The following is a 13821-nucleotide window of genomic DNA, read 5'->3' as shown; positions in this document are numbered from 1 at the left end:
TCACATCATTCTTATTCAATATTTTATTCAATATACCATTAGCGTCCGGCATTGCGACCCTTGCAGCCGTTCACCTGTTTGTTTTTTGGGATGGGTCAAAACAAAAAGGTACCAGCTGGTACCTTTTTGAACAGTGATTACTGACCATCTACAGTCCGACGCACGTTAAGTGGGTTTGCTTGCTGTAGAGCTTTAGGCAATAACTCGTCCGGCATGGACTGATAAGCGACCGGACGTAACCAACGTTTTATCGCTTCCGCCCCCACTGATGTGCTTGCAGGCATGGTTGAAGCTGGGTAAGGACCGCCGTGCACCATGGCATAGCTGACTTCAACCCCGGTGGGCCAGCCATTAAACACTAAGCGACCAGCGACTTCTTCAAGCTCAGTCACCAGTGTCGCTGCGAGTGCATAATCTTCTTCTTCTGCCTGAATGGTAGCCGTCAGGCTTCCGGCCAGATTCTGGCTCAACTCAAGCATGTCTTCGGCGCTTTCACATTTGACGATAATGGATTGAGGACCAAAAATTTCTTCCTGCCATTGTGGGTTGTGTCGCCACTGTTCACTGTTGGTTTCAAATAGATACGCGGGTACACCTTGTTCAGGCTGGGATTGGGTGAGTGTCAGCCCTTGCTCGCGAGAGCGCAGCTCACTTTGCTGCAGGTAACCCTGTTTGATCCCTTCTGTAAGCATGATCTGCCCAGGCTGGTTTTGAATCCCTTGGCGTACCGACGACAGGAATTGCTTGCCAGCGTTATCATCGACGATGAACACCACTGCAGGCTTAGTACAGAACTGACCGCAGCCCATATTCATCGACAGCAAATATTCTTCGGCTAAAGACTGGCCATGCTGCGCCATACGTTGGGGAAGGATGAAGACAGGGTTGGAAGCGCCCAGTTCACCGTAAAAAGGAATCGGTTCTGGGCGCTGCTGCGCAATATCATAGAGTGCACGTCCACCAACAATCGATCCGGTAAAACCGACCGCCTTGATTTTAGGATGAGAAACCACGGACTGACCTAACTCATGGCTGGTTCCTTGCAGCAGAGTAAACACCGCTTGAGGCAAACTCATCTCATCCAATGCTTTGGCAATACATTCAGCGACTTTTTCACTGGTGCCAGGGTGTGCAGGGTGCCCTTTGACGACCACTGGACAACCCGCTGCCAATGCTGACGCACTATCTCCGCCGGCCGTGGAAAAAGCGAGAGGGAAGTTAGAGGCACCGAAAACTGCAACCGGGCCAAGAGCAATGTTCTGACGGCGAATATCCGGTTTTGGTAGTGGCGAACGTTGAGGATCTGCAGTGTCGAAAATCGCTTCCTGCCACAAGCCACTTTCTACGACATTGGCAAATAACTTAAGCTGTGCAGTTGTGCGGCTTAGCTCACCATTAAGTCTTGCATGCGGCAATGCTGATTCAAGATGAGCTCGTTCCACAATACCTTCTCTTGCTTGCTCCAGTTGGTCGGCGATACTGTGTAACAGCTTAGCTCGAATCGCTGGGGAGGTTTGGCGAAATGATTTAGCCACCTCAGCCGCGGCATTGGCCGCAAAGTCGACATCAGATTGCCGATGCTCTGGAAATTGTCCTTCCAATACCTGCTCGTTTGCGGGATTGAGGGCAGAAAAAGTGCTGGTTTTATTCATGGTCGTGTCCTGTTGATCTTGGGCTATTTAAGTTCAAATCCAAATGCATATGGGTCGTTATCATCCACCCAGATGGTGTTGTGTCCGGTAACCTGCGCCCAGCCTTCAATACTGGGTAAGATGGCGGCTTTCCCATTGACTTCCGTAATGCCTTCGATGCGGCCAGTAAACAGGCTGCCAATGATGCTTTCATGAATAAAATCATCACCTTGCTTTAGTTTTCCTTTAGCGTGCCATTGCGCCATTCGTGCGCTGGTACCTGTGCCGCAAGGGGAACGATCAAGTGCTTTCTCACCATAGAAGACAGCGTTGCGAGCGGTAGCTTGGGGCTGAGTTGGTGAGCCAGTCCAGAGTACGTGTGAGACACCACATACTGTTGGATCGTCGGGGTGGATGCATTCAACGGCATCGGATACGGCTTTACGTACCCAAGGGCTAAACATCAGGATCTCGTCTGAGGTGTAATGCTCCAGCCCCAGATAGTTTTCCTGAGGATCAACGATAACGTAGTAATTACCGCCATAAGAGACGTCAACGGTGATCTCGCCAAGGCCTTCCACATCGACGGTGACATCTTGATGAGCAAGATAGGCAGGCACATTGAAGATCTTCACAGAAGTGATCTTTTCGCCATCGCGTTGATAGTGTACTTCTATCTGACCTGCTGGAACGTCAAGGATCAGTCGGCCTTCTTCTCGTGGAGTAATCAATTTTTGTTCTAATGCTGAGGTGACTGTGCCGATTGTGCCGTGCCCACACATGGGCAGGCAGCCACTGGTTTCGATAAACAGGATCGAAGCATCAGCGTTTTCGCTACAGGATGGCAGGACAACAGAACCAGACATCATGGCGTGGCCGCGTGGCTCAAACATTAAGGATTGGCGGATCCAATCATAATGCTTAAGGAAGAACTGCCTTTTCTCACTCATTGTTTCGCCCTGCAGTGGCGGTACGCCACCCGCAACCAGACGCACCGGGTTACCACAGGTGTGTGCATCAATGCAGAAGAAGGTTCCTTGTCTCATTTCTCGCTCCTTGGATACGAAATTGGTTGAACTGCTTTGGAGGGATGTTATCGTGATGTTAAGTATATTTTATACAATTTATTTTTTGAAACGTGATAAGGAGCAAAATAAATGATGAACAAAAATTCCTCACAAGCGCAAAAAATTGCAGTCATTGGTGGTGGTATTATTGGACTTTGTATTGCGCTCAAGCTGCAAATGAATGGCGAAAAAGTCACGATATTTGAAAAAGACAATGCGGGAGAAGGATGCTCCAAAGGCAACGCTGGCCACTTCGCAACGGAGCAAATTTTCCCATTAGCAACACCGGCACTTATCCCGCAACTTCCTAAGATGTTATTGAGCCCATCAAGTCCGGTTTCTGTCCGTTTTCAAGACATCCACAAAACGCTGCCATGGATGATTCGCTTTCTGATGAAAGCAAGAAAATCAGCCACTGAGCACGCGACTCAAGCATTGACTGAACTTAATCATTCGGCGATGGAAAGTTGGCAACGCTTGTTAGAAGAAATTGGGCTGAGTCATCTGATCGTGGATGAAGGCTCACTACTTGTTTTCGAAGACTCTCAGCTATTTTCGGCTTACCAATCCACTTTGAATGCCATGGATGAGCAAGGAGTCAGTTATCAGGTTTGGGATAGAAAAACGGTACGAGAAAAAGTGCCTAAACTTTCTCATTCGGTGAACCACGGTGTGTTCTTTCCAAAAACTTCACATAGCTTGAGCCCTTATGATATGTGCGTTGAGCTTAAGTCTTACATTCAAGGATTATCGGGGGAGTGGAGCAAAGGGGAAGTCGAAAACATCCAAGAAAAGGACGAAAAAATGGTCGTCACTGTTCAGCAACGTTCGCAGAGTTTTGATAAGGTCATTGTTGCCACTGGGGCAGAATCCGCTTCCCTAGTTAAGAAAATGACGGGAATAAAAGTGCCACTACAAGCGGAACGCGGCTACCATCTAATGATGCCAGATCTGGCGAAAACTCTGCCGTTTCCGGTGAGCTCAGCAGACAGAAAATTCATCATGACGCCCATGCAGAATGGGTTGAGACTAGCGGGCACTGTTGAGTATGCTGACCTGAATTCACCCGCTAATATGCGCCGCGCAACCATGCTAAGAAATCTTGCGAAATCGGTGCTTAAACCAGAATGTAATCTGGAAAATACAGGAACATCCTGGATGGGAAATCGACCTTCATTACCGGATTCTTTACCTGTGATTGATAGCCTGAAAAACGGAAAAATGCTGTTTGCTTTTGGTCATCAACATCTGGGGCTGACTCAAGCGGCGGTGACTGCAGATTTAATTGTTCAACTTCATCGTGGCGAGCAACCACATATAAATTTAGCGCCATTCTGTCTAAATCGATTTGGCTAAAAATTTTAAAATTTAATATTGTATAAAATATACCTCTGAATTATGTTAATACAAAGTTAACCGAAGATGGGTGTGTTCAGAGTTATAAAAATTTGGGGGAAACTCGGCAGAGCAACTCGGATAGACGTTCACACAAGCAACCTCACTCATGTTCCGACAGAGAATGGAAAATCTCTGTCCTGTTTTTGGAGGATCTATGATTAATATCGACGCGCAGCAAATCGTCAATTGTCTTTCGATGCGAGGACTTATCGAATCGATGCGCCAAACCTATACCGAGCAGGCAACCATTCCGCAGCGCAGAGTGATGCCGCTTGAAGACGGTAGTTATGACGCTTTTGCACTGCTTCCTGCATGGAGCGAGTCGCTGATCACCGTTAAAGCGTTCACGTATTTCCCTAACAATGCTGAGCAAGGCAAAGACAGTCTGGCGTCGAAAATTCTCGCCTTTGATCGCGCTAACGGTGAGCCGCTTGCGCTACTCGATGGCAAAGTATTGACCTTCTGGCGCACAGCGGCGGCGTCAGCGCTCGCGGCGGATTATCTGGCCAGACAGGATGCAAGCAGGCTGCTGATTTGCGGCACTGGAAATCTCGCCCCATACATGGCTTGGGCGTACGCGGCGGTACGACCTTTGAGTAAGGTGTTGGTTTGGGGCCGCGATGAAGCAAAAGCTTGTCAAGCGATGGACGAGATTTTATCCGCTAGTGAATATCAAGCGCTACCTGAATCAAAACGTTTTAGTGTTGAAGTGGTTGACTCTGTCGATCCAGCGCTGAGTGAAGTAGACATGGTGACGTGTGTAACAGGTGCGAGTCAGCCGCTATTTAATGGTCGAAATATCCAAGCTGGCACACACATCGATCTGATTGGCAACCACGACAAAGACAAACGAGAGTGTGATACGCAAGCGGTCACTCGCTCCACCGTATTTGTCGACAGCAGAATCAACGTACTAGCGGAAGCCGGTGATCTATTGATCCCTATTGAAGAAGGTGTCTTCAGTGAGCAACAGATAAGTGCGGAACTGCCTGAGCTGTGCTGTGGGCATCATGTTGGTCGCGAAGACTCACAGCAAATCACACTCTATAAATCCGTGGGCAGTGCATTGGCGGATTTGGCGGCAGTGAAGTTTGTTTTAACGCAGAAACAGGTTTTTTAACTCTGAGTGGCATGACTACTCATCACGTGGTTTCGGCCGCTATTTTAAATTGCATATAATATACAAGTGGAAGGTTATTGATGAACGTAGGTTGGAAAGGTGTATACCCGGCAGTAAGTACTCAGTTTCGCAAAGATCAGAGCATTGATTTAGATGCGACACAAACGGTAATCGACAATCAGATTAATGATGGTGTCAATGGCATCATCTGCCTTGGAACCGTGGGTGAGAATTGCGCGCTGTACCCAGATGAAAAACGTCAGGTGCTTGCAGCAGCACACGAAGTGGTTGCAGGTCGAGTGCCCCTGATTGCGGGCACTGCGGAGTCGATTACATCGGCATCAATTGATTACATGCAAGATGCGCAAAAGATAGGAATCGACGGTTGTATGGTGATGCCTGCCATGGTGTACCGTACTTCAGACAGTGAAACGGTCGATTACTACTCCACTTTAGCGCAAGCGACTCCGGAAATGCCCATCATGATCTACAACAACCCGGTCTCTTATGGCGTTGACGTTAACCTAGATTTGATGGAGAAACTTGCTGAGTACGACAGCATTGTTGCGGTGAAAGAGTCAACGACAGATACCCGCCGCATTACTGAACTCTACAATCGATTTGATGACAGATTCACAGTGTTCAGCGGTGTGGATGACATTGCACTAGAGTCGTTGATGCTGGGGGCTACCGGTTGGATATCTGGTCTGACAAACGCATTCCCAGAAGAGTCGGGAGCGATCTATAAGTTAGCCAGCCAAGGGCGCTACGCGGAAGCGCTGGAAATTTACCGTTGGTTCCTGCCTTTGTTGCGTCTGGATACGATTCCCACTCTGGTTCAGTGCATTAAATTGGCTGAACAGGTTTGCGGCCGCGGATCCGAGCAGGTTCGAGCACCTCGACAGAATCTAAAAGGAGAAGAGCGCGCCAAAGTGATCGCTATGGTTGAGCACGCCATTGCTACGCGTCCGGACCTGACTAAATACCAACTCTAACTCCTAATTGGGCGGTATAAACCGCCCATTTCATTCAGTCACGCAAGGAGTTGTACCAAGGTACAAATTATTTAGTTACGAAAAATTATGACCTTAAATGAAATGTCATTAATAGCAATTTGTGATCTTGATTCGTGTAATTAAACCAATATTGGCAGTTCAATCAGTTAATGAGGATGAGTTCACGGTTTTTCTGAATAGTAAATTTACACTGCAAAAAAATAACAGACGCAGTAAAAACATAACTACATCAGGACATCTACATGAAAAAGAACATCATTGCCCTTGCTCTTAGTGGCGCAATTGCGCTAATCGCTGCCCCTTACTCTTTGGCTGCTAATGATACGACGGTTCAAGCGTCATCAGACTACGCACAGCTTGTCACTAAACGTCAGGTGGTGGATCAATTGTTGGCTGACGCAGTGACGGCGTTTAAATCTCCCGCGCGTATCTCTCATGCAGGTTTTACAGCAAAAATGCCAAGCAATATGGAGATCGTCACTAATCGACTTTTAGAAGCTTACGACCTCGAACCTTACCGCACTGACTTACTGATTTCGGCGGCCAACGCGCAGATCTACAACAAGAATGTCGATCGCGCAATTGAGCTGTTTGAACAAGCTTTAATGGTCGCTCCTGATGATATTGATTTGCACGCGTATCTGGCGGTTTGGCAACGCTTTAAAGGTAATGATGCTGAATCAAGCAAGCATATGGAAAAACTTCATAAGTTGAATGCAGGCAAGGCCACTGATATCACTCGTATCTTTGAAACCGTAGATCGTGTTTTGGCGACGCCGCTAAAAGACAGTGCAGAAAAAGGTAAGCTGAATGACAAAGGCGCGATTGTGACCTTAGGTTATGCTCTAAACCCTGATGGCTCAATGCACCAGATTTTGGTTGAACGTCTTGAGACGACGTTAGCCATGGCGAAGGCCAACCCTGATGCTTTGATTGTGTTAACGGGTGGTGTACCTAAAAACCATAAGACGGAAGGCAAATTGATGGCCGATTGGTTAATTGCCAAGGGGATAAGCCCAGATCGTATCATCGAAGAAAACTACGCGACCAGTACCGTTGGTAATGCTTTGTTTAGTAGTTACGCACTGGCTCGTCATAAAATTAAACACGCCACTATTATCAGTTCTGCTAGCCATGTTCGACGCGGGCAGACTTTGTTTGAAGTCGCCAGTTGGCAAACTGGCCCACAAGGCATCACGTTTGACACTGTAGGCTATCCAGACAAGCCGTTGAAGGAACTCACAAAGGCAAGTGATAATGAGCTGCTCGGTATTTATCGAGATGCTCTACGGACCTACGGCATGTGGAGTTACCGCTCTTACCCACTAGAGTCGAGGTAAAGCATCAGTCAAAGAAAAAGGCCACATCAGTGGCCTTTTTCTTAGTCGTTACCTTTTGGTGAACCAGGCAGAAATAATAGTGCTAAATCTCTGAAAAACGCTTACGAAGCTCATATTTATCTATTTTTTAATTTGATTAAATCAGAGCATTTTATCTCTAAGTTACTTATATTGATTGTTATGTTATAACATAATTATTTTCCTTTTGGAGTTGGAACCTATTGTTATGCAGAAATTGAATCAAGTGCTTGTCGTGGCAGGTACCCATGGTAATGAATTAACCGGTTTGTACCTTCAGAAGTTGATCAAAGATGGGAACTACTCGGTTGAGCGTTCAACGTTTGAAGTGAAAAGTGTTGTCGCTAACCCAGAAGCAGTGAAAAAGAACGTGCGGTTCATTGATGTTGATCTCAACCGTCAGTTTTCCGCTACTGCACCTGTTAAGGAGTCACAAGAAGCAAACCTAGCAGCTTCCTTCCGTGATCAACATGCGCAAGTCGAAAATCAGCTAATTGTTGATTTACACAACACGACCAGCAATATGGGCGCGACATTGATTTTGTTGTCACAGGTCCCTTTTTATCGACAGATGGGAGCCTATGTGAAGCATCGTATGCCAGAAGCTAACGTATTGTTTGAAGACCAAAAACCATGGGCTGAGCAACCTTATTTATGCTCAGTCGGTCAATACGGTATTATGTTGGAAGTAGGAGCTCAGGCACATAGCTCTCTGACATATGAAACACTAGAGCTTATGAAGCAATTGCTCACTGCCATATTAGACTTTGTTGAACTGCATAATTTGGGTAAAGCGGCCATGGGTGCAAGTTACGATGCCTATCGATATACAGAGGAAGTTTCATTCCCTCTGGATGGTGATGGGATGCGTCTTGCAACGGTTCATCCGACAGTTTGTGGGAAAGACTTTGAAGTTGTTAAGCCCGGGGAGCCACTGCTCGCTACTTTCTTTGGCTATGACGTGCATTGGCAGGGAGAGAAGGAAGTGTACCCACACTTTATTAATGAAAGTGCTTATTGCACCAGCAATATTGCCATGGCACTAGCAGAGAAAATACGTATCACTCTATGACGATAGAAGCGGAGGGAAATGTGGCAACAATCCCTCCGAGATGATTAAGTGAGCAAGCAGGCCAGCAATTTCGCTTCTAGATTGTCGTCTAATTGCTGGGAAATGAATTCTACACGGCTTTCAAACCCATCATCCAATACTGCTTCGCTGAGCCCGTCCGAGGTCATATTGTAGCCGAGTACTCCTAAATCAGTGATAAAGACGGCTTTCATACGCTCGACCTTAAGGTCAAGCAGCATTAGTGTCAGCTTCTTCCGGCAGAAAACTTTATCAGGTGAGAAGCGCCACCCAATACTTCGGAACCCTTCCCCTTGATTAACGGCTTTGATTATCCCACTTTCTGGCATAGGCAGATCTGCCGCTAAAACCTTGGGCTTACCGTGATCGTGGTGGTGGTGAGCTTTTTCATTGGCCCGTGTTGGGCCTTCAAACTCGTGATAGGGTATGGCTCCGAACTTTGAAAAAATCACCCTTTTTTCTGAGCCCGATAGGGATTGTATATACGACTCAAGTTGTTGTTTCTCGTCGCCTTGATATAAGTCGACCTTGTTACCTACTACAGTGTCAGAAATGGCTATTTGTTGGTTGAATGTATCGTGGTGTGTGTACTGTTTATTCGATAGTTGACGAGCGTCGACGAGAGTTAATGTTTTCTGTAAAGACAACACCTCACGATAGTGTGCTGATGACAGTACTTGTAATACTTCTTTGGGGTGCCCTAACCCTGTTGGTTCGATGAGAAGTCTATCTGGCTTGGCTTCGGTTAGCAGCTGGTTGAGCGCGATTTGCATAGGAAGGCCGGCCGCGCAGCACATACACCCTCCTGGGACTTCATGAATGAATACTTGATCGGGTTGTTTGTGCTGACCTTTGAATAGACTGCCATCAACGCCAATTTCGCCAAATTCATTAACCAGAATTGCCCAGCGCTGATGGTCTGGCTTTTGTTTCATTAGTTGGAGAATTGCGGATGTTTTCCCCGCACCTAGAAAGCCAGTAATGATGTTGGTTGGTACCGCTGAAATTGGATGTTTAGAGCTCATTGATTATTCTCCTATATCCCTTAACCAAGGTGTGATTTGCAGAAACCACAGACTCTGAGAAAGCAGAATATTCAGGAGGCACTTTGGAAATGCTCGCTAACTGAAAATCTGCTCCAATATTGGTCATTGGCGGCACATGAAACCCTTCAGGTAAGTCCTGTCCATCAACAACGCAGTTATGGCGAATGACACACCCTTTGCCGATCGCGGCATTAAAAATCACGGAGTTAAAACCGATGAAGACATCATCGCAGATGTCACAGGGGCCATGAATAATTGAGCGATGGGCGATCGAAGAGCGTTCACCAATGGTTACTGAAGCGCCTGATTTTGAATGGATAACAACACCATCTTGAATATTGGTATCACGTTTAATGATAATAGGTTCCATATCGCCTTGGTCATTGACTTCATCAGCTCGAATGACGGCATAGGGCCCAATAAATACATTATCTTCGATAATCACTTTGCCACAGATGATGGCGGTTGGGTCAATGAATGCCGTTTCGGAGACGACAGGCATGTGCCCGCTCGGGTTTCTTCTTAACATGTAAGTATCTCAATGGTTTGATGTTACGTTAACGGTTGAATAGCAGTGCATGCGCGCCTGAAAATTGGCTGATGACGTGTTCGCCATCGAATACTTGTTGGCCGTTAACCCAAGTGCGTTGGACCTTTGAAGAGAAAGTATGGCCCGCAAAAGGACTCCATCCACAGTGATATAAACTATTGCTGTGGGTTACGTTTGTGGGGAAATTGATATCGATCAACACGAGATCAGCGTAGTAACCTTCACGTATAAAACCACGATCTTGAATGGCGTATCTGATGGCCGGGTTGTGCGATACCTTCTCTACCACTTGAGTTAGGTTTAGGCGGCCTTTACTGACGTGATCGAGTAAGCTCAGTAGAGCATGCTGTACCAGTGGCATCCCTGCAGGCGCTTGCTCATAAGGTACTTGCTTTTCTTCTAAAGTATGTGGCGCATGATCTGTGGCGATAATGTCGATGTGGCCTGTATGAAGAGCTCGGATCAATGCATCACGATCGCTAGGATATTTAATCGCAGGATTACATTTGATCAAATTACCTCGCTCCGCGTAATCTTGATGGCTAAACCACAAATGATGGACACACGCTTCTGCAGTAATGAGTTTTCCCTGAATTGGGCCTGGTTCGAACAGTGAGAGTTCTTTCTCAGTGGTGATATGGAGAACATGCAGCTGAGAGCCATGTTTTTTAGCGAGTGACACTGCGTAAGATGAAGACGCATAGCACGCTTTATCATCTCGAATATTTGGGTGATCCTCGATTGTGATCGGTTTGTTGGTTTGCTTTAAATCAGCAAGGTTTTGGGCAATGATTGGACTGCTCTCACAGTGCGTGACAATTAATACAGGTGATTGTGCAAAGATGCGATCCAGAGCTTGTGGGTGTTCGACCAATAAATCTCCTGTCGAAGCACCCATAAAGACCTTGACACCACAATGCTTCGAAGGGTCAAGGCGTTGTATTTCAGCTAAGTTATTCTCTGTCGCACCAAGATAAAATGCATAGTTGGCAGCGGAGTGCTGTGAGGCAATGGCGTATTTTTTCTCAAGTGCTTCAAGCGTGGTTGTAGAAGGGTTAACATTAGGCATCTCCATGTAACTGGTGATCCCGCCGGCTACAGCAGCTCTTGACTCTGAAGCGATAGAGCCTTTGTGAGTTAATCCTGGCTCACGAAAATGTACCTGATCATCAATCATGCCCGGTAATAGGTAGTGACCATTTGCGTCGATAACCTGATCATTAAAGTTTGCTGAAATGTTCACTTCAATCTTATCAATTCTCTGACCAACAATACGTACATCCATTTGCTTCACTATGCCTTCACTGACGATGTGGGCATTCTTAATTAATATTGAGGCCATTACTTTTAGCAATCTCCTTTTCGATTATTGAATGTGGGAGTTATGAGGAGGTTTGACAGCATTCGTCGCACAGGCAATTAATTTCAACCTGAGGTGTGAGAAGCTTAAATCCAACTTGTTCAGCGTCTGATTCAAGGGTTGTGACCATGGAAGGATCTAAAGTCTGCTCTTGCGTTTTGTTACATCGACGACAAATTAAAAACTGTGGGACACCGTGGGCGTGTTCGTGATGAATGTGAGCGCATGCGACGTATTTGCTAGAAACGTTAAGCCGGTGTACTAAGTGCTCTTCTTCTAAAAAATCCAGAATGCGATAAGCAGACATGGCTTGAATGGTTTCACCAAAATGTGCTTTTGCGTAATCCATTAACTCGTAAACAGATAGAGCTTTGTTAGCATGAAGAAGAGTAGCGAGTACTTGCTTCCTTTTTGATGTGAGTCGTTTACCTTTCGCTAGACAGTGCTTTTCTGCCTGCTCAACCATTGATTCGATTGCTTCCATAACCTTCACCCAAACTGCGTATTTTCTGGTGTTCCATTATTGTATTTTTAATATGTTATAACATAACATTTGTGGTCGCAATAAGCCCTTTCCCCATAATTGTCGAGCAAGAAAATGAACGTCTTCGAGCTTGGAGTGCTGTCTACCTCTTGCCTTTCTCTAAACACGCCAAATTATAAAAAATGTCATTGACCTCAAGTTAGGTCGAGCTTTTATAGTGCGTGAGAATTGAACGTACAATAGAGAGAGCTAAAAATGTCAGATAAAGCAATCACTTTTCATAATCCATCACAGCTATTCAATCCTACGCCATATGGTTTTTGTCACACAGTTACGGCTCCATCTGATGGACAACTTGTCTATATCTCAGGTCAAAGTGGGGGAGAAGGCATTGAGCACCGTTTAAGTGAAGACTTTCGCCAACAAGTACAGAGTGTTTTAACCAACTTGGATATTGCCCTGACTGCCCATGCACTGAGTTTCGGCGATGTTTTAAAAATTACAGTGTTAATCGTTGATCATAATGAAAGCAAACTGAACATCTGGAGCGATGAGATGCTTAAGCGTTGGCCATGTGATCACTTACCAGCCAGTACGTTAATCCCAGTTCCAAGGCTGGCGCTTGATGGGATGAAAATAGAGGTGGATGCCGTTGCTTTTAAAGCGACGTAATTGATATTGCAATAAAACTTACTTGATTGAGAACGTAAATACACCAGTGAAAATGATGCACTTTAGGTTATCCAAATGATGTTTAAAAACTACTTAACGCTGCTTGCCATTGGGCTCATTTGGGGCTCGCAGTTTATTTTTCAGAAACTCTCTTTAACAGGGTTTGACCCAGTTTGGATAGGTACATTTCGCGCCATCCTTGGAGCACTTACGTTGATCCTGATTTGTAAACTCATAGGAATAACAAGTACTAGCAAGCAGTGGGGGCTTTTCGCTTTGATTGGCTTGTTAGAAGCGGTGATACCGTTTGTTCTAGTGCCATGGGCCCAACAAAAATTATCCAGCTCAATCACAGCAATACTCATGGGGACACTGCCGTTTTACGCCTTACTTCTCGCACCAGTACTGATTAAAGGTGCAAGAATAACAAAGGGCAACACCATCAGCGTTATTGTAGGCTTTGGCGGGCTTCTAGTTTTATTTTACCCTGAGTTAGCATCCAGCTCTCAGCAAATTAACTTATTGAGTTCGATGGCGATTGTTGTTGCGGCCGTGTCTTTTGCGATTGCATTACTGTTACTTAACCGAGTGCAGCAAGAACATCCACTCATCATTGCACGTAATGTACTATGTATGGCGAGTGTTCAGCTCACTGTCATCGCGATGATCACCACGCCATTGAGTCAGTCTAACCCGACAATATCTTCAATGCTCTCGTTAGTCTATCTTGGTGTCATGTGCGCAGGGATAGTTTATTACCTGTACATGAGGAGCATCAAAAACGCGGGGGCTGTTTTTACCTCAATGACTAACTATCTTGTTCCTGCTGTGGGAGTAGTGATTGGTGTTTTTCTAACAGGCGAATCGGTGCAAAACAATACTTGGTTGGCGTTAGCGATCATCTTGTCAGCACTGCTTATCAATCAGATTATCGAGAATAAACAAAACAAGAGTGAGTGATCACTTGTTGACCGTGTACCACGGCTAATTGAGCCGTGGTACACGGTCAAGCCCCTTTGTTATCATAGT

13 protein-coding genes are annotated in these 13821 nt (G+C 45.9%); 7 read left to right on the top strand and 6 right to left on the bottom strand.

Features of this window, described 5'->3' with window-relative positions; translation table 11 throughout:
* Positions 1-137 precede the first annotated feature (137 nt).
* Positions 138-1652 (bottom strand): aldehyde dehydrogenase (NADP(+)), encoded by a 1515-nt coding sequence (locus L1D31_RS02770; RefSeq protein ID WP_239835559.1) that lies wholly within the window; start codon positions 1650-1652, stop codon positions 138-140.
* A gap of 23 nt (positions 1653-1675) precedes the next feature.
* On the bottom strand, positions 1676-2677 hold the full coding sequence (locus L1D31_RS02765) for a 4-hydroxyproline epimerase (protein WP_239835558.1): 1002 nt from the start codon (positions 2675-2677) through the stop codon (positions 1676-1678).
* A gap of 111 nt (positions 2678-2788) precedes the next feature.
* Here L1D31_RS02765 and L1D31_RS02760 point away from each other — a divergent pair, with 111 nt between their 5' ends.
* The 5 genes from L1D31_RS02760 to L1D31_RS02740 all read left to right on the top strand — a co-directional run bounded on the left by L1D31_RS02760 (position 2789) and on the right by L1D31_RS02740 (position 8662).
* The gene (locus L1D31_RS02760) at positions 2789-4054 is read left to right on the top strand and encodes an FAD-dependent oxidoreductase (RefSeq protein ID WP_239835557.1); all 1266 of its coding nucleotides are present in this window, start codon (positions 2789-2791) and stop codon (positions 4052-4054) included.
* Between the two features lie 196 nt (positions 4055-4250).
* Positions 4251-5216 carry an ornithine cyclodeaminase family protein gene (locus L1D31_RS02755; protein ID WP_239835556.1) on the top strand — a complete coding sequence of 322 codons (966 nt, stop codon included), beginning with the start codon at positions 4251-4253 and terminating at the stop codon, positions 5214-5216.
* Between the two features lie 80 nt (positions 5217-5296).
* Positions 5297-6211, top strand: coding sequence for a dihydrodipicolinate synthase family protein (locus tag L1D31_RS02750; RefSeq protein ID WP_239835555.1), 915 nt, complete (start codon positions 5297-5299; stop codon positions 6209-6211).
* Between the two features lie 263 nt (positions 6212-6474).
* On the top strand, positions 6475-7572 hold the full coding sequence (locus L1D31_RS02745) for a YdcF family protein (protein ID WP_239835554.1): 1098 nt from the start codon (positions 6475-6477) through the stop codon (positions 7570-7572).
* A gap of 226 nt (positions 7573-7798) precedes the next feature.
* The gene (locus tag L1D31_RS02740; protein WP_239835553.1) at positions 7799-8662 is read left to right on the top strand and encodes an aspartoacylase; all 864 of its coding nucleotides are present in this window, start codon (positions 7799-7801) and stop codon (positions 8660-8662) included.
* Positions 8663-8706: 44 nt separating this feature from the next.
* Here the strand turns inward: L1D31_RS02740 and L1D31_RS02735 are convergent, their stop codons facing one another.
* Genes L1D31_RS02735 through L1D31_RS02720 form a run of 4 tightly spaced genes read right to left on the bottom strand, consistent with a single transcriptional unit; the run spans position 8707 to position 12120 of the window.
* Positions 8707-9705, bottom strand: coding sequence for a GTP-binding protein (locus L1D31_RS02735; RefSeq protein WP_239835552.1), 999 nt, complete (start codon positions 9703-9705; stop codon positions 8707-8709).
* A complete protein-coding gene (locus L1D31_RS02730) occupies positions 9695-10255 on the bottom strand; it encodes a carbonate dehydratase (protein ID WP_239835551.1) in 561 nt (186 codons plus the stop codon). Before L1D31_RS02730 ends, L1D31_RS02735 begins: the two co-directional genes overlap by 11 nt.
* A 28-nt stretch (positions 10256-10283) precedes the next feature.
* A complete protein-coding gene (locus L1D31_RS02725) occupies positions 10284-11618 on the bottom strand; it encodes a dihydroorotase (protein ID WP_239835550.1) in 1335 nt (444 codons plus the stop codon).
* Between the two features lie 40 nt (positions 11619-11658).
* Complete coding sequence (locus tag L1D31_RS02720) at positions 11659-12120, bottom strand: transcriptional repressor (protein ID WP_239835549.1); 462 nt, start codon at positions 12118-12120, stop codon at positions 11659-11661.
* A gap of 255 nt (positions 12121-12375) precedes the next feature.
* Here L1D31_RS02720 and L1D31_RS02715 point away from each other — a divergent pair, with 255 nt between their 5' ends.
* Together L1D31_RS02715 and L1D31_RS02710 are read left to right on the top strand one after the other, a co-directional pair.
* Positions 12376-12792, top strand: a complete 417-nt coding sequence (locus L1D31_RS02715) for a RidA family protein (protein ID WP_239835548.1) — start codon at positions 12376-12378, stop codon at positions 12790-12792.
* A gap of 78 nt (positions 12793-12870) precedes the next feature.
* Positions 12871-13752: an EamA family transporter gene (locus tag L1D31_RS02710; RefSeq protein ID WP_239836364.1), complete on the top strand. Its 882-nt coding sequence runs from the start codon at positions 12871-12873 to the stop codon at positions 13750-13752.
* Positions 13753-13821: the final 69 nt, after the last annotated feature.

Source organism: Vibrio sp. Isolate23, from assembly GCF_022398095.1.
GTDB classification, from domain to species: domain Bacteria; phylum Pseudomonadota; class Gammaproteobacteria; order Enterobacterales; family Vibrionaceae; genus Vibrio; species Vibrio coralliilyticus_A.
This window is presented reverse-complemented; position numbering and strand designations above follow the sequence as displayed.